The organism is Algoriphagus sp. 4150, assembly GCF_031457395.1.
Classification (GTDB): domain Bacteria; phylum Bacteroidota; class Bacteroidia; order Cytophagales; family Cyclobacteriaceae; genus Algoriphagus.
This window is the reverse complement of record NZ_JAVDWS010000020.1, coordinates 69394-89673: the sequence shown is the minus strand read 5'-3', so window position 1 is coordinate 89673 and position 20280 is coordinate 69394. Positions and strand designations below refer to the sequence as shown.

The window sequence follows — 20280 nt, the reverse complement described above, 5'->3', positions numbered from 1 at the left end:
TTTCCTTTATATACAAAAAGGTATATAAAAATGGCTGCACAATTCCCAGCAATTAGATTTGCAGCGAACGAAATTTTAGAAAAATGGAGAATATAAAGCATCAAAAAGAATGGATCACAATTCCCAGCCTACCTTGTATATCGATAGAAGAAACACTATCCTTTTGGCAAATGTTGGGGTTTGAAATCACCTATAAGCAGACCCGCCCTTATCAGTATGGTGTTGTGCAACGGGGCGGTTCCGAACTGCATTTTGGCCGTGTCAAAGGCATGGAGGCCGAAAGTAATTTAGACAGCGGCTGTCTGGTACAGATATCCGACATCGAATACGTTTATAAGGAATTCACCACAAGCTTCAAGGAGCATCTGGGTAAAGTTCCAAACTCGGGGATACCGAGAATTTCCCGGATGAAACCTGGGGCCACCCGGTTTTCACTGACGGATGTATCGGGCAACTATATTATTTTCATCGATCAGGAGAAAATGGAAGCAGACCAGAAAACCTATGAAAAAGCTGACGATAAAAATCAAAGTCCTTTACGGAAGGCCATTGCTACCGCAATAAGATTTCGGGACTATAAAGAAGATGATAAAGCAGCCGCTAAAACCTTGGACGTTGCATTGAAAAAAGCCGAAAACGAAGCTCCAACAGATATAGCGGAAGCATTACTTATACGCATAGACTTAGCTGGCAATTTGAACGATCCGATACGAGGGGAAGAATGTAAAACACTGTTGAGTGAGATAGACTTGCAGGACGAAGAAAGGGAACGTTTGACCCAAAAGCATAACAGCACCCTTTAACTTTACTATCAAAAGTATGGAATACCCTCATTCATCCCGCAAGGAATTCACCGGGTTGATGAGGGCTGTTTTGAGGGATTGGAAAGTAACAGTGAGCAGGGCTATACCTAGAAGTCCAATCACCGTGTAAAGGTAAACCCCTATTCCAAGTGTGGCATGGTAAGCAAAACCGGAGAGATAGTTTTTTGCCATATACCAAGCTATAGGGATTCCGATCAATAATCCCACTGAGGTTAAGATGACGAAATCCTTGCAAAGTAGGGTCCATAATTGGCCGGGTGATGCACCAAATACTTTCCTTATCCCCATCTCTTTGACCCTTTTGGCAGCGGCAAAGGAAGAAAGTCCAAAAAGCCCTAAACATACAATGAGCAATGCCACAATGGTGAAGCCCAATGATAATTTTCCCAGTACTTTTTCCATTTGATATTCCCGTTCATACGCTTCATCCAAAAAACTATACTCAAAAGGCTGGTCTGGACTGAGCTTTTTCATTGTTTTTTCAATGTGCGCCAAACTTTCATCCATCGTGTACCCTGACTTGGTTTTGATATAATAATGGAAGCCCACATCAGTAGAATACATAAAAACCATAGGCTCAATGTCTTCTCTCAGACTATTGTTGTGGAAATCTTCTGTCACTCCAATCACCTGCCCCAAACCATTCCATACATCCAGTTCCATACCAATTGCCTCTTCGGCGTTGATCCCCATCACTTCGATGGCTTTTTTATTAAGCATGTATAGTGGGGTTTTCTGCTGTTCCATGGAAAAATTCCTCCCGGCTACTATGGGGATATCTAAAGTCGGAAGGAAATCTTGGTCACAGCGTAAGAGTTTGAAGAAAACAGTACTGCTTTCCGGCTTTCCGGGCCATGATACCTCATCGGTTACGATAGGAATGGTCAAGATGTCGCTGCCGGCAAAACCTGCACTTTGTATGCCGGGATAATTCAGCAACTCCTGTTTGAAAACGGCTGGGTTTTTCAATACCTCTTGCTGAGGATCGACGATAATGACGTTTTCTTTCTCATATCCAAGGTCTTTCTTGGTGATGTATTCCAACTGGCTATAGACGGCCAAGCTACAGATTACTAGCGTGACCGATGCAGCCAACTGAATTACGACCAAGGACTTTCTCAACCTTGATCCTGTCAACATAGGCGTGTTGCCCTCTTTCATTATTGAAATAGATTTGAAAGAGGATAGAAAAAAGGCTGGGTAAGCTCCTGCCAGTAGGCCACAGACCAAGGTCAGCAGTCCCGCTCCAAGCAGAAATGTATAATCCAAATCCCTCCATGTGATGTTTTTTCTGGTAACCTCACTAAAGTAGGGTAAAAGGGAATTGACTAGGGCAAGGGAAATTACCAGTGCCATGAATGAAAGAATAGTTGATTCCATTAAAAATTGCAGCATCAGGCTGGATCTTCGGGAGCCAATTGCTTTTCTTACCCCTACCTCCTTGCCTCTGGTAGAAGCCCTTGCCGTGGCAAGGTTGGTGAAATTGATGCAGGCCATGACCAATATAATCAGGCCTATCAGACAGAAAAGGACCACGTTTTCTATCTTTCCCCCGGCCTCTTGACCGTTTTGGAATTTGGAGAATAGTCTTGATCGGGAGTATTGAAATAAAAATGGGTTACTAGAGCAGTCAGGACAGTTTTTGGACACCAATGGAGATAGCTTCAGGTTGGCTACTTCTACATCAATATCCCGGTGCAGGGCTACATAAGTACGTGTACCTCCGCTGGGCCAGTTATGTGACCAGGGATTTTCTGCCAGAAAAATTTCAAAGGGAAGGACAAAATCAAACTGAATGGTGGAATGTGAAGGGATATCGGCAAAGACGCTGTTTACTACCAATTGGTGCTGCTGGTTGACTTCCACGATCATCCCAATTGGATCTATATCAGCAAAAAGCTTTTCAGCCAGTTTTTCGGAGATGGCGATGGTATTTCGGTTTTCATTCAGTGTTTCCCTATCCCCTTTGAGAATGGGAAAACTGAAGATTTCAAAAAGGGCAGGTTCAGCATATATTCCATTTTCAAGGAAGGAATTCTTCTCGTGTTTTAGGAGCAGCTTTTCGTTCATGCTAGTCCGTGCGATCAGTTCCACCTCAGGGATTTCCTCTTCTATTGCTTCGGCCAATATGGAAGGAGTAGCACCGTGGGTCTTGATTTCTCCGTCAGGATAGGTGTTGTTGATCAGGACACTATAGATGCGGTCAGATTTATCGTGAAACCCGTCATACTTCCACTCGTCCATTGCCCAAAGCAGGATCAACATACATGTAGCAAGCCCCACTCCAAGACCTAGGATATTGATCAGGGTATAGCCTTTGTGGCGATAGAGATTGCGAAGCGAAGTTTTCAAGTAGTTTTTTATCATATCGAAAAGGCTAATATCCACATGTGTCCTATGCAAAATGGCATGAATACAAACCTTGAATTTTCGAATACCATGCCAACTACAATGTATTGATAATCAGTGCGTATTGATGCTCTTGTTTCACCGCCACGTTCGCTGGCGGGCTTTGGTATTCGCAAGCGGACAATGTTTGAATTACCGAATCTTGTTTTTTTAGGTTTCGGCAACTGAAATTACAGATTATTAGACTAGAGGTAGTTTAAAATGATTTGGCTAAAGCCGGAATCTTTGGCAGGTTTTTATCAACCTCCAGCTGAAGCAGGAGGGAATTGATGGGATTCTGCCAATTACCTGAAGAAACGAAAGAGGACATTCGAAATTCATCTCCATCAATAGGAATGCGGCTTTAGCCCGGTCCTCTGGAAATTATAATTCTAAACGGGGCTGGGCTTTAGCCAAATTCTCGGGCCATGAGGCGACATAATTCGCAAAATCCCGGGATAAACGATTTGGCTAAAGCCGGAAAGCTTTTGCCGTTTTTTATCTGCCTCCAGCTGAAGCAGGAGGGAATTGCTGGGATTCTCCCTATTACCTGAACACACCAAAGAGGCATTCGAAATTTTTCTCCATCAATAGGAATGCGGCTTTAGCCCATTCCTCCGGGAATTATAATTCCAATGGGGCTTTAGCCAAATTCTCGGGCCATGAGGCGACATAATTCGCAAAATCCCGGGATAAACGATTTGGCTAAAGCCGGAAAGCTTTTGCCGTTTTTTATCTGCCTCCAGCTGAAGCAGGAGGGAATTGCTGGGATTCTCCCTATTACCTGAACACACCAAAGAGGCATTTGAAATTCATCTCCATCAAATAGGAATGCGGCTTTAGCCCATTCCTCCTCCAGTAATTAAAATCCCAATAGGGCTTTAGCCAAATTCTCGGGCAATGAGGCGACATAATTCGCAAAATTCAGGGATAAATAATTTGGCTAAAGCCGGAAAGCTTTTGCCGTTTTTTATCTGCCTCCAGCTGAAGCAGGAGGGAATTGCTGGGATTCTCCCTATTACCTGAACACACCAAAGAGGCATTTGAAATTCATCTCCATCAAATAGGAATGCGGCTTTAGTCCATTCCTTCAGGAAGGAAAATACCACTAATCATATAATGCTCCAGACATAGGGCTGTCATAAGGCTATTCTAATTTTGCAGGAAAGAAAATACTTATTCAACGAGCAATCGTGGTGCTAACAGTTTTCAGTACAACCCTGTAATAACAGTAGTAAATCAAACGACAAAATCAGAAAGTAAAATGGACAACAAAACAGTTACAGACATTCTTGCTTCACAATATAAAGCAAGCCTTGGATAGTATGGGGAGTGAAATTCTATCCAGGAGCTAATCCCGAAAGTTATGCTCCTTTTGACAACGCTATTGAAGGTGCGGAAAGCCTTGGCGGTTCTCAAGATTGGGAAAACCCTGATGAAAATGTAAAAGTTGAAGGTTTTCATACAAAAGATGAATTACTTTCATTTATTGATGACATTGAAAGAACCTTAAAGCAAAAAAATGAAGCATTACCACTAGATAAATTATACGCCATTTTAATTCAACGCTATTTCCCTACCCAAAATGAAATACAGAGAAACAAAGCCAAGCGGATTTTTGACAAATTTCATCGAGAGTTTTTGGGAGTACGAAACTTTGGAAACCGGCCTTGGACATACCATTATTCCTGACGGATATTTTGACCTAATCGCAGAATTTGAAAACCACACACTAAAACTTGTAAAACTCACGGGAGTTTGGGCAAAACCAATTCACGTTCATATTCCTAAATCGACAAAAATATTCGGTATCCGTTTCAAACTTTTAGCAGCCGAATATTTGCTCCAGCACAAAATAAAATCCATTCTCAATACAACCGAAAATTTACCTTTAAACTTTTGGAATATTGACACTTATGAAAGTAGCGATTTTGAAAGATTTGTTATAGACATTTCCAGCCGTTTGGAGAACTCAATCAAACATCTGAAAGAAATAGACACCGAGAGGGGGCTTTTTGTACCAAGTACAGGTAGCTACTAGTCAGAAATTCCTAACACCCACCGGACATCAAAAGGATCCGTTAGCTCAATCAGTTTTTGGTCATCATGATTCCCGTCAAAAGGCTTTTTTTTGTCACCCGTCAGTTTTTCAATAAGTTCCCTTCTTTCATTCGTGTCTTTGCAGCCAAAAAAAATAGAAATATAGTTTCCCACCTTCCTTCCTTCGTTGTGCACCAGATCCGAACCGTGAATGGTTATTCCCTCCGCAAGCAGCGATCCACTCACTACAATTTCCTTATTGGCATGTAATTCCTTTTCAAAAGATTTCACTTGCAATACGCCCCCAAAGCAAGATTGGTAAAAGGTGAGTGCCCTTTTACAATTTCCGGAGAATGTTATAAAAACGGCACTCATTGCTTTGTAATTAGTATGTGCTATCATAGTTGATTAAATCAGGCATCAGGAATTTCAGGTTCAACCAGCTTGATCAATTTTTCCAGAGATTCTTGCCAGCCCAGATAGCACATTTCGGCTGGAATAACATCGGGAATTCCTTCCTGTAGCACGTTGAGCTCAGTGCCACATGAGACTTTTTGGAGTTGTATCGTGGTTGTTATTTCTCCGGGTAGGTTGGGGTCGTCAAATCTTTCGGTGTATTTAATAAGTTCATTGGGCTTTATTTCCAAATATTCGCCCCCAAAGGAATGTCCATTTCCCGTACTGAAATTAACAAAGGTCATTTTAAACGATTCCCCTACCTTAAAATTCATTTCCTGTACGGTGCAAAGAAAGCCATAAGGAGGAAACCAAAAGGAGTTGGCTATTGGGTCTGCAAATGCGCGAAATACCTTTTCTGGACTCGCCTTTATTACTCTGTGTAATGAAACTGTATTGTTTTGCATGATTTTAAAATTTAGGTGTTTGTTTACTTTTTGTTTTTAGCCATTAGTATAAACCTTGCGGTTATAGATATAGGAAACAGCAAGAATACCCAACACCACAATAGGCAGAAGCATATATGTAATGTTTTTGTCTACACAGGCGTGGCTAATAAATGCATAGATTAAACTAAAGGTCAAGCCTGCATATGCCCATTCCTTTAGCTTTGCGGGGATACTGGGTACCGAAATAGCTATTACTCCCAATACTTTACTGAAAATAAGAGCATAGGCAAAGTAATCAGGGTAACCCAACGGTTTTGTACCTGCATTTACATATCCCGGTGCAAAAAGCACAGTTCCGAGTGGCATTACTCCCTCCCATAGAAGGATGATGATAGTCGCCGTCCAAAAGATTATTTTATTTTTTTTCATAATGGATTATTGCTTAGTTGATTCAACATAGGTTACAAAATTGTTTAAAATAGCCTGCCATCCTTGTTTTTGAAATTCAGGGTCATTTTCGTTTTCCGCATCGAAGGTGGTTTCTACAAGGTTTTTCCCATTTTGTTCAGAAAACAATGTAGTAGCCTTTCTTCCATCCCCCATAGTATAGGTGATTTCCTTATGCAGTTCCACGGTATCATACGTGCCTTCAAAATCGAACCCGAAACTGCCATCTTTTGCTTCCATTCTATTCTTGAACTTTCCACCCACTGTCAGGTCGTTTTCACTACTTGGACAGTGCCAACTTGGATCAGGGCTATTCCATTGCATAATATCAGCAGGATTATTCCAAGCCTCCCAAACTTTTGCCATGGGAGCATTTACTGTGGCTTCTACTTTAATTCTTGTTACTTGTGTCATGTTGTTTAGTTTTTATTGTTTGATAAATTGTATGATTCAAAATTACAACAGGAGGGAGCGTTATATAGATTGGAAAAACGACAACATAAGGGGGGGATAATGACAAGGCAATTCTTACATTAGGTAAATCTTTAAATTTACATGCGATGAAATCGAGCATGCCGAAGACGGCACACAACTTGTCCCGAACCTGCTTCGGGAGAGGGATGATTATTCACCTAGCGAGATTCTCCCGATTCGCCGCGGCGGACGGGACAGGCTATCTGACCATTAAAAATCAAAATATAAACAGATGAAATGCCCATGAGAAAGTCTTCTCACACAGGGGGATGATTATCTAGGGCATTCCATCTGACCAAAAAAATCAAATTATAAACAGATGAAAATTTCAGTCTTTGTCCCTGAATATGGAGTAATAGAAGCGGTTACACCACCGTTCCGAAGTTTCAATACTGCCAATGAGTTTTTAACAACATTTGGGAAAAAGCCTGTTTTTCAGGTGGAATATGTGGGTTTAAATGAATATGTACCGGCAAACAATGGGGAATACACCATTAAAACAGATAGGTTGCTAAAGGATGTGACTCACACCGATTTACTCATTATACCCCCTACATTTGGCGATACAGATAAGGGGATACAGGCTAATTTGGAAGCAATACCTTATTTCAAAAAGTTGTATGCGGACGGAGCCCGCCTTGCCAGTTTGTGCATCGGCGCTTTTCTGTTAGCAGAAACAGGCTTGCTGAATGGTAAAAAATGCTCTACGCACTGGGCACATATTGAGGAGTTCAGGGGGAAATACCCCGAGGTGGAAGTAGCCGATGGAGCGATCATCACAGAGCACGACAATATTTACAGCAGCGGTGGTGCCAGTAGTTTATGGAATTTAATATTGTACCTGATCGAAAAGTTTTCTGACAGGGAAACTGCGGTAATGATTTCAAAATATTTTGCTTTGGATATGGGAAGGGATAGCCAATCGCAGTTTGCGATCTTCAGGGGCCAACGATCCCACGAGGATCCTGAAATCCAACTAGTGCAGGATTATATAGAATCGCACTATGAAGAAAAAATAACTGTGGAATGCTTGGCAAATTTAATCAGTACGAGCAGAAGGACCTTTGAAAGAAGATTTAAGGCCGCAACCAACAATACTCCCATAGAATATACACAAAGAGTAAGAATTGAAGCAGCCAAAAAATTCTTTGAAGCGTCCAGAAAGAATGTTTCCGAAATAATGTTTGATGTAGGCTATACCGATACCAAAGCCTTCCGGGATATCTTCAAAAAAATAACCGGTCTTACTCCCATTGAGTATAGAAATAAGTTTGCACGGGTGGGGTATGAGGTTTGATATCTTAGTACGATCTCCATCAATAGGAATGTGGCTTTAGCCCATTCCTCCGGAAATTAAAATCCCAATGGGGCTTTAGCCAAATTCTTCGGACAACGAGGCAATATGATTTGCAAAATTCTGCGATAAATGATTTGGCTACGCCCAGAGGGGATGAAAATAGGATTGGGAATGATATGGGAGACTTCCCCACAAACAGATTATTTGTAAGAGTCCTTTGAGGTATTCCCCATTTCTAATTCTAATTCACCTCCGGAAGTGATGGATTTCAATGGTATAAAAGGTTCATGTACTGTTTTATTGTTCAGCATAATTTTCTCAATGTATGTTCCGGCAGCTTTACCGGATTTTTTCTTGATAACAAACTCCTTTCCTTGGTAGTAGTTAGGATTCAAAGCGATTGTCACTTTATCAAATAAAGGGGAGGATAATCCCATTTTTGCATCAGGTTCTGTCAGCCCGCCTACGTCAAATAAACCTATTGCTCCCAAAACATACCATGCACCCAATTGGCCCTGATCTTCATCCTGTCCATATCCATATCCATGCACACCTTCGATTCCATAAAATTTATTGCAGATTTCCTGTACCCATTTCTGCGTTAAGGATGGTTTTCCGGAATAATTGAACAACCATGCCACATGCAGATTCGGTTGGTTTCCCTGATTATACATGCCTTCCAAACCACTGAATGCATCAATAGTCTTACCACCACCAAATTCTAAGGGTTCAGCTTTAATAAATATACTGTCCAACCTAGTGTTAAACTCATCCTTACCTATGGCATCGATTAACCCTTTGGCATCATGGGGAACATAAAAGGTGTACTGATAAGAATTACCTTCTTGAAATCCACGCCAAGCTTGGCGTGGATTAAAGTTTTCAATAAATGTCCCATCCTCAAATTTTGGACGGATTAATTTGAGCTGAGGATCAAATAAATGCTTCCATCCATTGGAGAGTTTAGTGAGTTTTTCATAATCTTCAATCTTACCTAGAGCTTTTGCAAATTGTCCTACGGCATATGAACTGAAGGAATACTCCAAAGTATGAGAGGCAGAAAACATCCATGATTCCTGCATTTCATTGTCTGATTCATCAATATGTCCGATAAAGCCATTCTTAACAAATCGATCCACATCCAGCTTTCCGGCACCACGAGGTCTATCTTTTCCATCCAGTTCATTTTTTAAAGCAGCTTCATAACCAAGGTCAACATCAAAATCCCTAATTCCTTGGAGGTAGGCGCTTGCTATTACCAAACTCACAAAATTGGTTCCTACACCGGATACATACTTGCTATTAGCAATTCCATCAGCCAGCCAGCCGGAATCCTTGTAAACCAACAGCTGGGAATTGACAAATTCTGAAAGGTATTCCGGATAGGCAATTGTCCAAACTTGTGTTAGGTTCCAAAATGCACCCCATACCGCATCAGTATTATAGTGATGATGAATTGGCTTGCTATTCTTATCCAATGCTATCTGACCTACAGAACCATCGTTTTTAGGATATGTTCCCGTGACATCACTTGCTAACCCTCTTCCCAATAGGGCATGATAAAGTCCGGTATAAAACTTCGTTCTGTCTTCTTCTTTTCCGCCTTCAACTTTTATTCTTCCCAACATGGAATTCCAGGCTTTTTGATTTCTACCCTTCGCAGAATCGAAATTTAAATCTTTAGCTTCTTCCAAGTAATTTGTTTTTGCAGCGTCCACAGAAGTATAGGATAAGCCGATTTTTATCTCAATTGCTTCATGATGATTGGTTGAATAAGTAAAAAATGCGCCACTTGATATTCCATTTATTTTTGTTGCATTTGTAGTAATCTGTTCTCCCTGGAATACCCCAGACTTCTGGGCCTTTTTGTCCGGAACGGCATAGAAATACATTCTGATATCGGCACCTGCATGATACTTCTCCACGTATACCGGAGCTGTAATCACATAGCCCTCAACTGTGCCGTCAGGATTGATTTTTACTTCAGCATCCTTTACCTTACCACTTTCACCCATCATATTTCCAATATCAAATAGGATGTGCGACTGTTCGTTTTTTGGGAATGTATAGCGATGAAATGCGACCCTTTCTGTGGAAGTGAGTTCGGCCTTAATTCCATAGTCTTTTAAAAGAACGCTATAATAGCCCGGTTCGGCAACTTCATCTTTTCTGTCAAAATTTGAGCGGTATCCTGAACTTGGATCATCCATATTTCCGGGAATGGTTTGCAGTGGACCGGTGGTGGCCATTAACGCTACTCCACCAATCTGGAACTCATGAAAATTCGGGAAATTTTCTATGAAACTATCACGAAAATCATATCCCGTAGCTTCCCATCCGCTTTTATTCCCTAAGCTTCCATTGGTAGATGGTGCAGGTTTAGCCATGCCAAAAGGCATAGCACCGGGGGCAAAATGAAAGTATCTTGCATGTGCGGTTCCAATCAGGGGATCTACCGATTTAATTGGTTCTTGGGCATTCACCTCAGTTAAAAAAGTAATGAAAAACAAAAAACTTGATACTGTTAGTTTTCTCATGAGTTTGTCTGATTTATTGATTTTTTAAGTATTGTGTCACTTAATTTCCCCTGTGTTTTTGGCTGGTATTCAAATCTTGGCCAGTTATAGCCGCCCTTCCACTTTTTTTTTCGCACAGCATCCGACCAATTGGATGTCCACAGATAGAACCTTTTTTACATTCTACCATGGAAAGTGCTTTTGTATCAGTTGACTTACTAAACTGAATTGCTTATTAAGCGAGTATAAGCACTGAATTTGAATTAGTCCTGTTTGGAGGTGTTTTCGAATTTATCCACCAAGTACAAATTGTTCTTTTGTGGGGATGTGGGGATTCTCATTAATTCATTGCCAGTTTAAGATTTTGAACAAGAATATTCTTTAGTAATTGGGTCAATCTTTTAAGTTTAAATGTTTAAACATATGAACTTTATGGTTAAAATCAAAATTCAAAATTGATTTGATTATTACCAGGGGAGGGGGATCCATGATAGAAATGAGCAGAGCGCGTATGAACTAAACAGAAGGGTATTGATAAAGGAGCATGGAATCCCATATCCTGAATTTTAATCCTATTGCCGTCAAAAGACCTTATTGAATGGGTAATCAAAGTTGCCAATTAGCCCTTTTTTCTAACTTTAGGAAGTGAAATCATATAGAACCAACTGCTTAAGTGATGCCAAACAACCTTGAATTCCTCCATTTTGATATTTTTTCGGCAATTATTTTGGCAGGCTCAGTACAAGGACTGTTTTTGTTTTTACTACTTATTACCAAGCAACAAAAGCAGCCTTATCACAATTTAATCCTTGCAATAGTAGTCCTATCCTGCTCTTTAATCCTTTTTGAGATTTTTTTAGGTTACAGTGGATTGATGTACCGGGCATTGTTTTTAGTAGACTATTCAGAACCTTTAATATTTGCAATAGGCCCACTGATTTTTCTTTTAGTCAGAAGTATGGGGGGCGAGCAGTACAGAAGGGTTGAATGGTTGCACTTTTTGCCTTTTATATTTTATTTCTTTTATCATATGCCCTTTATGTTGGAAAACGATGACGTCAAGCTCAATGCGTTCCTCTGGGCATTTCACCCTGAACGGGAACCAATAGACGCTGTGCACAAATTTCCATTTGACCCACTGCATATCAGGCGCAACCTGACCGTTGTCGCTCTTATTCATTTTATCCTGTATCTTTTTCTTACAGTGTACAAGGGGAAAAAACTCAGGGAGAGTGCACACATCAATCCATACTTTCTATCCTGGGTTAAGGCATTGTCAATATCACTTTTTGTTGTGGTTATGCTATACTTAGCTGTTAAGTCTAGCTTTGAAAATGATCTGGGAGATCACTTTCTAGCTTCCTTTCTCACTTTGCTGCTTTTCTTTATCAGTTATAAGATGCTGACAGATTCAGGTTTTTTTCAACCGCCGGCTCAATTGAAATATGAAAAATCCACCTTAACTGACGAAAGTAAATTGGCCATCCTCAATAAGTTACAAGAGCTAGAGCTGACAGGCTTTTTTCTTGAACCTTCCATCAGTCTTTCCGGATTGGCCAAACGGTTGAATACAAGCCCTCACTATTTGTCACAGGTGCTTAATGAGAGTATAGGCAAAAGCTTCTTTGAGTATATAGGACAACTCAGGATAACAAAAGCGCAGGAATTACTCTTGGATCAGAAAACCCGGCATCTGAAGATTGATGAAATTGCCGAGAGGAGCGGGTATCTTTCAAAATCAGCTTTTAGTGCGGCTTTTAAAAAACTGACAGGGACCACGCCGGGAGAATTCAGAAAAACAGGCGAAAGTTCCGGTGCTACCTTATAATGTAGCACTCCTAACTGATCGGAAAAGTTAATTGATTGCACTTGTATGTCACTTCTTTGTGAAAAAAGATATGACAACACAAATGAAATTAAGACGCTACGAATTGGATTGGCTAAGGGTAATAGCCTTTGCCCTGCTTGTTTTTTTTCATACAGGGATGTTTTTTGTCAATTGGGACTGGCACATCAAAAATAACGTAATCAGCGGGGCTATTGAATGGCCTATGATCTTTCTGAGTCAATGGAGAATGTCTCTCATTTTCCTGATATCAGGCGCAGGGGTTTATTATGCCATGGGATATAAAAGCCCAAAGATGTTTGTAATGGACCGTCTAAAAAGAATACTCATCCCTCTAATAGCAGGGATATTCCTTGTGGTACCGCCCCAGGTTTTTTTGGAACGTTTGGCTCAGGGTGCCGAATTTGGCTATTTTGAGTTTTATCTGACTTTTCTAAAATTTGAGCCTTACCCTAATGGGAATTTCAGTTGGCATCACCTTTGGTTTTTGGTCTATATACTGGCTTACAGCTTGTGTTTTTTGCCTTTGCTACATCAAATCCGTCAAAAGAACTTTTCATTTAATTGGGTAAGCAGTTGGATGATCATCCTGCTGCCGGGATTGTGGCTCGGCATAGGGGAGAGCTGGTTGAGGCCTCTTTTCCCTACCACCGGAGCATTCGTAGATGATTGGGCAAATCATTTTCTTTACATCAGCATTTTTATTTTAGGCTTCGTATTAATAAGCTCCGAATATCTACAGCAGAAAATCCAACGCTTAAGGTGGTATAGCTTTGGAGTGGCTTTTCTGCTGGTAACCATTCTCTACAGCCAGTTCTGGCTATCCAACAGGGGATTCGTTTTAGCCGGGGAAGTTGTGTATCGGTATATTATCTCACTCAATCGCTGGTGCTGGCTTATTGCCATTTTAGGGTTTGCGATTCAGCATCTCAATAAGAAAAGCCATTCTCTTAAGGTATTGAATGAAATGGTATACCCATTCTATGTTCTTCACCAAACCGTTATCGTTATTCTGGCTTATTATCTCAAGGATATGCCCTGGTCAGTAGGGGAGAAATTCAGCATTATCATCATCGGAACCTTCGCCACTTGTTATGTGCTTATTCGGTATTTGATTATGAAAGTCAATCTGTTAAGGCTTCCTTTTGGACTCAAGCCCTATCAGGAACCGAAAAATCGAAAAGGGAGCTTGGAAGCCGACAAGAAAGTGCTTCAAAAAACGGCCACAGGTTAGAAGCCAATTACAAATTGGTAAGGATGGAAAGACAGCAAATGTCCCCTTTGGCTTTAAGTATTTTACTAATTGAAATCATCACTTCCTGATAAAAAAGGCGATTCCATAAAATTAATCAAACCACTCCTTTCCCTCCTCAGTAAACACATATCTCTGCCCGGGACTATTTCGACTTTCCGGGTTGGGATTCCAGCCATGCTTTTTCCGGTACTAAATCAAGAGTTCTTTAAAATCCACCAGAGTTTCAGTTTTAAGGATATGATTGTTTTTTACAAAACTAATTTGTTTATATGATTATCCGCTTTTCTGCCAGTAAGGAAGCAAAAGCAACATAAGATTTGGTAATCCCGATAGCCATCGGGACATTGAGGTGATTTCTGTCTTCGGTCTCCCGTCTTCCTGCCAAATAAGCCAAGGCACTAAGGAGCCTGACATCATTGCGGATAATCACATTTGTTTAAAATTTCTTCTTCATACCGGCTTATCTTGGTTTTCATTTTCCTAATTATGCCGGCCATTATTCTTTTTCGTCCTAAAACTTTCAAATTATGACCTTACGAAAATTCATATTCGAGATAGAGGGATTATTCAAAGACTCCGGAGAAATAAAATTGGGCGATCCGTTGATAGGAATTCCCGCACCTAACCCTAATCCTATGGATTCCGAACCCGGGCCAAAGCCACATCCTGAGCCTGATCTAATTCCGGGAGATTTTGTTAACATCAAATCTCTTGGGGTGCAGCCGATCGATTCGCAGATAGAAGGCCTGACTTATCGGGGCAACTATTACGCCGGGCAGCCAATACCTGAAGGAGATGGTTTTTGGATATGTTATGACAATGGGGTTCAGATCATCAAGGTGCGGCATGGGGTCAGAACCGTCGAAACAGCAATAAGTTATATCGGAACAGCTGATTTCCTTAAGTTGGATTTGTCCGATACTAACCTTTATATCCCACGAGGCACTTACATCCAGCTTCAAGGTGCCGGTGTGAATACCCTATGGTACCAAAAGACCAAGAGCATTTCAGGAGAAGGCACATTGATCGGGATTAAGAATGACCAAAGCCAGACATTCAACAAGATTTCTACCAAGGTTCAAGGGTTGAGACTGATCAATATCATCGTGGACAGTGAGTCTAGCAGACATGCTGACCAGATTTTGAAAAGGCTTACTATCAATCTTGATCCGCTCGAAAAGAGCCGTAACCCGATCACAGTAGACAGCTTGAGCGCAAGCATTATTGCGGAAAAAGTAATCATAGATACCGTCGCTCAGTTGCGGTCCGGGTTTTACATTGATCACGCAAAAAGTGTCAGTATTAGAAATTCCGAAATAAACGCGAGCTATGCCGACAATGGGGTTCGTGTAAGTCGTGTGCAGGGAAAATGTGAGGTGATTGGCAATAAGTCCGGGAAAGGATTCAATACCGCTTTTCAGGCATCAGCAAATAGAGAGGCTTTGTCCGTAGGGTTTAAGTTTGATCTCAATATGGTTGATGCTGTCTTGGAGGAAGGAGTTGGGTTTGACTCTTATGCCAATTCCTTGGCGCTATTGCCTGTCATTACGAAGTTCTATATCTCGAAGATTTTCAAAGATAATGGGTTGACTGTGGTAGAGATTGAGAAGCTCTACTACATCGAGGAAGTACAAAGGGGCTCAGTGTATAGAAACAAAGAGGTGAATACCTCCCATTTTTTGAGCGATCCTTCAAACTACCTGTTTGTGATCGAAAGTGGTGAATTCTGCTATATGGATTTTAGGGTATTGAAATCTGAGACCTACAATCTCGGCGATTCTCTCAGGCTATTTCTTGATACCGATGTCGTGCCGTTGGCAGGAACAGAAGCGGCGTTGGTAACCGGATTCTACAAGTGTTCCGCCTCCAATAATTGGATCAATGGCGTAGTTCCCCGAACCAACCAACCGGGGCATGCATTGAGCCTATGGGGCGGCGGCTTTCATACTATCATTAGTGGCAACACAGTTAACGGAGGTAGGAGCGGTTTGAATATGGCCAGCCTCGGAGCTTTTGGGGTAGAAGCCCCCGATTACTTTTGCCATGCGATCGGCAATAGGGTAGAGAAAAACAAATTCTATAACACCCAAACTGCATTTAGAATAACGAGTGAATACAGTAGGACTAAAAAAGGATATGCCAATCAGTTTGTTGGCAATGAGGCATATGGCGGTGAATTTTTAATCAATAACCAACTGGAGTTCCTGATGCGGGAAAACACCCTGGTGGAGACTACCGGAACCATAGAAAACGTCTCGGGGGTATTTGAAGGAGGAAAATTAATTGACACGATTGTCACGGTGAAAAATTGTCCAAACTTGAGGATAGGGGACATTGATCTAGTCGGAAAATCGGATATTATACGAAAATAAGGTAGGCTTTTAATGAATTTTTATTTCCACCTCCTGCACTGACTCCTATTTCCGGATAATAATCCGAAGCAGGCCTGGCCGAAGGAGGAGATACTTTTGGCCAAAACTAAAAGTATCAAGAAAAACACTTCAACTTTATCGATATGGGTGAATAGAGAAATTGACAGTTTACACTGATTTGAATTCAAACCCCTAGTCTTTAGTTGTAAAAATCTACTCAAAATCTCCCTAGCCCCCTTTGACAATTACTATTTTCCATGACAATAATATGTGCAGAAGGGGGAGTTGCGCTAGTCTCCGGGCAAAAAAGCATATTACCACTCTGACTGGATTTCGATAATTGCAGTTTCCTGCCTGCAGTTTCTAATTAATATTCCGCCACAGTTTGCGTCGCCACGAACGGTTGGATTTCCGGTTGTAGCCTTCCGTGATGAGACGGTCGGCGGCACGGATTTGTGGCGACCCAAAATGCAGTGAGATATTACCCAACCAGCCGTATTCAAAACTTCACTTCCATTTAAAAGCAAAATATGAAGTCGGCTGATCGGCAGTATTACGAATACCATGGAGCAACTGGGACTCTATGAAATAAAAATCACCCGCACCGGCACTGTACTCTTTCCCATCTATAGTGATGGACGTATTTCCGGAAATCATAAGGATCATTTCCGTCTCCTTATGCACATGCGGTTCGTGACTCGGCCCCATGTTATCCAACGTCGTCACATGCATCTCAAGCCGCTCACACATTGCAGTAGCCCTATCAAAATAGGCTCGACTTCCCCCGTTGTTATTTGGTTTGAAAGCGAGTGAATCTGAATTGATCACCAAAGAATTTCCTGAGGCTATTCCTCTTTCTATATCCATTTTTTTCTTGGAGCGATACCGAATCACAAAATAAGTAAGGGGACTTTCTCCCACATTGGAAAGAGAATGCATCTGTCGTGGCATCAACGACACCACCCCATTTGCTCCCAAAATAGAACTTTGCCCTTCTATTGTCACCTCCATCAATCCTTCTTTCACTATAATGATCTCTTCAATATCTTCATTGGCATGAGCTGTACTGGGTTTGGCACCTGCGGGCTGTGTGGTAGCATGCATCTCCAGATATTCAAAGTGGGAGGAAATCCCTTCGAAAATCGGCCTTGCCACGCGATCTTCATTGGTAATTACCCGGTGATCATCCCATTTGTATAGTCCTGATTTTATTGGTTGGAGTTGTGCAAGTGCAGAAAGTGTCATAAGGAAAAATATGGAAGTGAGTCTAAGTTTCATGCTAAAAATTGTAGATGGTAGCTTGATAAAGATAAGTAATAGAAATTGAAAAAATGATTATACGACAATGAGAATCAATCCATAATACCAACTTTGGTTCAGGCTCTTCCTAAGAAAATCCCTCAGACAAGATAATGTGGAACGGGGTGGAAAATTGGTTTGCTGACCAACCGGGATTACACTTAACATCTTTTAAAGGCTAGCTCAGAGAATTAACCTTCCAAACTCCTCGTTGTAACACCGGAGAGAACCTTAACCCTTACAAGGTTTTGTGTGGAAAAAGTCAGAGGCAAGGCTGCATGGGTTTTAAGGAATAAAAACCACGCAGTCCCTCTGCACCATGCAAACGTGAAGTTAAGGGTTAAAAGGTTAAAGGTTCACATATAGTGTGTGGATAGAATTTAGATTGATTTATCTCCAAATCCCGAAGAAATTAAAGCCTGCCGTAGGTAGGCACTATTAGGTAGCCTAGGGTTTCAACCCTAGGTTGAATAAGGAAACAAGGCCATTGTCTTCCTCCTGCGGCGGACAAGCCTGACCTGGATCATTGTCTGGAAATGAGAGTCCATGCAGGAGGATGGAAAGGTGCATTTGTATTTATCAATCTTCAATCTTTCTATTGTCCCAAATCTATAGTATTGAGTTTTTCTCTTCCGTCCTTTTGGCTTGGCCCAAAAGGACCCCGCCCGTCGGGCAGGCAAAAAGCCAAGTCGCAGCAAAGCTTCTCCCCGCATACCAGCCGTCTGGCCCGCTGCTGCGACCACCTCCGCGCCCTCGCACTAAACCAAGGTGCCAAATCGATTATCTAGTGCAGTTGGCAGAGACAGAACGTCAGGTTAACACCATGCTGCCGTAAATACGAAGCAATGCCGGAGGCATGGCCGATTATATTGCCCAGCATTTCAATGCTGGGTTTAAAAAGTTCAAAGTCCATTGTCTCCTGCCCCGGATTATTAACCGGAAATCGGAGTCTGTGCAGGAGGTGGAAAGGTGAGTTGGTTATTTTTTATCTATCCTCAATTTCTTTATTTACCCTTATCGATAAAGTTGAAGTGTTTTTTCCTTGATACTTTTGAAGGCCAAAAGTATCCAAAAGCCTTTGCCAGAGTCTATGCTTCAAATCGGCTAAGAAATCACGAATACAAAAGATTAATGACCGATTTGATTTTTGGAACTTCTCGCTGCCTAAAAATCGGCGGATCTCCGAGGCAAGCTCGGAGCTAGCCGATTTTTTTAACGGCTGCTCCTGCGTCTCAAAAACCGCATGTACTCCATGGCCTACTCTTGACACTAAACTTAGCTACTAATTCTGAAGTATGTAGTGTAGGTGGTAGAGACGGAAGGTTTGGTAAGCATTATGCCGTCGTCCGTGTCATCACGGACGGCTAGAACAGGAAATTCTACCGTTCGGGATGTATCTCCAGACTCTGTAAATACGAAGCAATGCCGTAGGCATGGCAGATTTGTAGCACCGGGTTTCAACCCGGTTTAAAAAAGATCAAAGATCATTGTCTCCTGGCCACAGATTTTGTGGGAAATGAGCGTAAGTGCAGGAGGATGGAAAGGTGCATTTGTGTTTATCAATCTTCAATCTTTCTATTGCCCCAAATCTATAGTATTGAGTTTTTCTCTTCCGCTCTTTTGCCTTGACGCAAAAGAACCCCGCCGCGTCGGGCAGGCAAAAAGTCAAGTCTCAGCAAAGCTTCTCCCCCCCAAGCCAGCCGTCTGGCCTCCCGAAGCGCTTCGCTTTCGGGAACAGCCCTCCCCGCATTCACACTAAACAAAGTGCTAAATACAGTGTCTTGTGTAGATGGTAGTGACGGAAGGCCAGGTAAGCACTATGCCGCCTTTCGTATCATCACGGACGGCTAAACCTTGATATTTGAATAAAATTTCCAAAGGCAAATCAGCAAAATTCTAAGCCAACAAAAAAAGCCAATGAGTTCACACCCATTGGCTTGTTGCAATTAAAATTGGAGCTAGTTAAATCATCCAATTATATTGGCATCATCATCCCATTGAACAATGGTGCCCCGATCCTCCGGTTTAAGGTATTGAGGGATGTATTTCTCTTCCAACTTGAACCCATGCTTATCCATTACTTCTTGTGGCACACCATCCCAGGCGTTCGGAGTATTTCCTACATAGCCAATATACTTCCATCCGGCTGCTGTGGAGAAATAACCTGAGCAGGTAAGATTGCGAAGCATATTAAACCAACGTACAGCTCCTTCATACTCCGGGTTTGCCTTCTCAGGCCAGGCTACTTCATCTACAATCGTAATGACTTCAGACTCACTCAGTTCATTGAATGACTTGCCGAATTTCTCATCCGCTTCGAAATCCAACCACATCAGACCACCTCTCATACCTGTCTGGTTTGCCGGCTGATCTTTCATCATAAACTCCATGAAATCCACCACTCCCACTTCCGTGGCAGCAGGAGACTCATCATCTTTGGGCATGATGATATCGACTAGTGTACTAAGCTTCTTGCGCTCTTCATCTGTAAAAAAGGTATCGGAAAGCAACTCCTGATCCCGTTGTTTTTCTTCCTCAGTCCTTCCTCCTATGGTACCTCCGGAAAGTAAATCTTTCACAGGAAGTGCTTGCTGCTCCGGTGAACAGCCTGTCAGCATTAAACCTGTACCGACTGAGCCGGTAAAGAGTAATTTTAGATTTTCTCTTCTGTTCATGG

The 20280-nt window shown here is 41.8% G+C and carries 16 protein-coding genes; 7 read left to right on the top strand and 9 right to left on the bottom strand.

The annotated features are described in order from the left end of the window. The first annotated feature begins 83 nt into the window (after positions 1 to 83). Positions 84 to 803: a hypothetical protein gene (locus tag J2X69_RS20220; protein WP_310107439.1), complete on the top strand. Its 720-nt coding sequence runs from the start codon at positions 84 to 86 to the stop codon at positions 801 to 803. A 27-nt stretch (positions 804 to 830) separates the two neighbouring features. Here J2X69_RS20220 and J2X69_RS20215 read toward each other — a convergent pair whose 3' ends face one another. Continuing rightward, complete coding sequence (locus tag J2X69_RS20215; RefSeq protein ID WP_310107436.1) at positions 831 to 3191, bottom strand: FtsX-like permease family protein; 2361 nt, start codon at positions 3189 to 3191, stop codon at positions 831 to 833. A gap of 1353 nt (positions 3192 to 4544) precedes the next feature. Here J2X69_RS20215 and J2X69_RS20210 point away from each other — a divergent pair. Both J2X69_RS20210 and J2X69_RS20205 read left to right on the top strand, forming a co-directional pair. Continuing rightward, on the top strand, positions 4545 to 4904 hold the full coding sequence (locus J2X69_RS20210) for a hypothetical protein (RefSeq protein ID WP_310107433.1): 360 nt from the start codon (positions 4545 to 4547) through the stop codon (positions 4902 to 4904). Next, entirely contained in the window at positions 4870 to 5253 is a 384-nt protein-coding gene (locus J2X69_RS20205; RefSeq protein ID WP_310107430.1) for a DUF6597 domain-containing transcriptional factor, read from the top strand. Before J2X69_RS20210 ends, J2X69_RS20205 begins: the two co-directional genes overlap by 35 nt. Here the strand turns inward: J2X69_RS20205 and J2X69_RS20200 are convergent. From J2X69_RS20200 to J2X69_RS20185, 4 genes are read right to left on the bottom strand one after another with little or no spacing between them, the layout of a single operon-like run. Further along, entirely contained in the window at positions 5250 to 5654 is a 405-nt protein-coding gene (locus tag J2X69_RS20200) for a hypothetical protein (protein WP_310107427.1), read from the bottom strand. The genes J2X69_RS20205 and J2X69_RS20200 overlap by 4 nt on opposite strands. Before the next feature lie 11 nt (positions 5655 to 5665). Beyond that, complete coding sequence (locus J2X69_RS20195; RefSeq protein WP_310107424.1) at positions 5666 to 6115, bottom strand: SRPBCC family protein; 450 nt, start codon at positions 6113 to 6115, stop codon at positions 5666 to 5668. 36 nt (positions 6116 to 6151) lie between these two features. Next, entirely contained in the window at positions 6152 to 6526 is a 375-nt protein-coding gene (locus tag J2X69_RS20190) for a DoxX family protein (protein ID WP_310107421.1), read from the bottom strand. Between the two features lie 6 nt (positions 6527 to 6532). Beyond that, positions 6533 to 6958, bottom strand: coding sequence for an SRPBCC family protein (locus tag J2X69_RS20185; protein WP_310107418.1), 426 nt, complete (start codon positions 6956 to 6958; stop codon positions 6533 to 6535). A gap of 379 nt (positions 6959 to 7337) precedes the next feature. Here J2X69_RS20185 and J2X69_RS20180 point away from each other — a divergent pair, with 379 nt between their 5' ends. Then, positions 7338 to 8315: a helix-turn-helix domain-containing protein gene (locus J2X69_RS20180; protein WP_310107416.1), complete on the top strand. Its 978-nt coding sequence runs from the start codon at positions 7338 to 7340 to the stop codon at positions 8313 to 8315. A 200-nt stretch (positions 8316 to 8515) separates the two neighbouring features. Here J2X69_RS20180 and J2X69_RS20175 read toward each other — a convergent pair whose 3' ends face one another. Next, positions 8516 to 10852, bottom strand: a complete 2337-nt coding sequence (locus tag J2X69_RS20175) for a GH92 family glycosyl hydrolase (protein WP_310107412.1) — start codon at positions 10850 to 10852, stop codon at positions 8516 to 8518. A gap of 655 nt (positions 10853 to 11507) precedes the next feature. Between J2X69_RS20175 and J2X69_RS20170 the strand changes: the two genes are divergently transcribed. Both J2X69_RS20170 and J2X69_RS20165 read left to right on the top strand, forming a co-directional pair. Continuing rightward, positions 11508 to 12659 (top strand): helix-turn-helix transcriptional regulator, encoded by a 1152-nt coding sequence (locus tag J2X69_RS20170; protein WP_310107408.1) that lies wholly within the window; start codon positions 11508 to 11510, stop codon positions 12657 to 12659. Between the two features lie 70 nt (positions 12660 to 12729). Then, positions 12730 to 13911 carry an acyltransferase family protein gene (locus tag J2X69_RS20165; protein ID WP_310107405.1) on the top strand — a complete coding sequence of 394 codons (1182 nt, stop codon included), beginning with the start codon at positions 12730 to 12732 and terminating at the stop codon, positions 13909 to 13911. A gap of 286 nt (positions 13912 to 14197) precedes the next feature. Here the strand turns inward: J2X69_RS20165 and J2X69_RS20160 are convergent, their stop codons facing one another. After that, positions 14198 to 14362, bottom strand: a complete 165-nt coding sequence (locus tag J2X69_RS20160; RefSeq protein ID WP_310107402.1) for a hypothetical protein — start codon at positions 14360 to 14362, stop codon at positions 14198 to 14200. 97 nt (positions 14363 to 14459) lie between these two features. Here J2X69_RS20160 and J2X69_RS20155 point away from each other — a divergent pair, with 97 nt between their 5' ends. Next, a complete protein-coding gene (locus tag J2X69_RS20155) occupies positions 14460 to 16304 on the top strand; it encodes a hypothetical protein (RefSeq protein WP_310107397.1) in 1845 nt (614 codons plus the stop codon). A 507-nt stretch (positions 16305 to 16811) separates the two neighbouring features. On the opposite strand, the gene J2X69_RS20150 is transcribed toward J2X69_RS20155, so the two are convergent. Beyond that, entirely contained in the window at positions 16812 to 17582 is a 771-nt protein-coding gene (locus J2X69_RS20150; protein ID WP_310107393.1) for a cupin domain-containing protein, read from the bottom strand. A gap of 1988 nt (positions 17583 to 19570) precedes the next feature. Then, entirely contained in the window at positions 19571 to 20278 is a 708-nt protein-coding gene (locus J2X69_RS20145; protein ID WP_310107390.1) for a gluconate 2-dehydrogenase subunit 3 family protein, read from the bottom strand. Positions 20279 to 20280: the final 2 nt, after the last annotated feature.

What these genes read in the sequence shown, in the direction of transcription:
- J2X69_RS20185 (WP_310107418.1), bottom strand. Translation starts at nt 6,958, where the DNA reads ATGACACAAGTAACAAGAATTAAAGTAGAAGCCACAGTAAATGCTCCC.
- J2X69_RS20175 (WP_310107412.1), bottom strand. Translation starts at nt 10,852, where the DNA reads ATGAGAAAACTAACAGTATCAAGTTTTTTGTTTTTCATTACTTTTTTA.
- J2X69_RS20145 (WP_310107390.1), bottom strand. Translation starts at nt 20,278, where the DNA reads ATGAACAGAAGAGAAAATCTAAAATTACTCTTTACCGGCTCAGTCGGT.
- J2X69_RS20200 (WP_310107427.1), bottom strand. Translation starts at nt 5,654, where the DNA reads ATGATAGCACATACTAATTACAAAGCAATGAGTGCCGTTTTTATAACA.
- J2X69_RS20215 (WP_310107436.1), bottom strand. Translation starts at nt 3,191, where the DNA reads ATGATAAAAAACTACTTGAAAACTTCGCTTCGCAATCTCTATCGCCAC.
- J2X69_RS20150 (WP_310107393.1), bottom strand. Translation starts at nt 17,582, where the DNA reads ATGAAACTTAGACTCACTTCCATATTTTTCCTTATGACACTTTCTGCA.
- J2X69_RS20190 (WP_310107421.1), bottom strand. Translation starts at nt 6,526, where the DNA reads ATGAAAAAAAATAAAATAATCTTTTGGACGGCGACTATCATCATCCTT.
- J2X69_RS20220 (WP_310107439.1), top strand. Translation starts at nt 84, where the DNA reads ATGGAGAATATAAAGCATCAAAAAGAATGGATCACAATTCCCAGCCTA.
- J2X69_RS20195 (WP_310107424.1), bottom strand. Translation starts at nt 6,115, where the DNA reads ATGCAAAACAATACAGTTTCATTACACAGAGTAATAAAGGCGAGTCCA.
- J2X69_RS20165 (WP_310107405.1), top strand. Translation starts at nt 12,730, where the DNA reads ATGACAACACAAATGAAATTAAGACGCTACGAATTGGATTGGCTAAGG.
- J2X69_RS20170 (WP_310107408.1), top strand. Translation starts at nt 11,508, where the DNA reads ATGCCAAACAACCTTGAATTCCTCCATTTTGATATTTTTTCGGCAATT.
- J2X69_RS20180 (WP_310107416.1), top strand. Translation starts at nt 7,338, where the DNA reads ATGAAAATTTCAGTCTTTGTCCCTGAATATGGAGTAATAGAAGCGGTT.
- J2X69_RS20155 (WP_310107397.1), top strand. Translation starts at nt 14,460, where the DNA reads ATGACCTTACGAAAATTCATATTCGAGATAGAGGGATTATTCAAAGAC.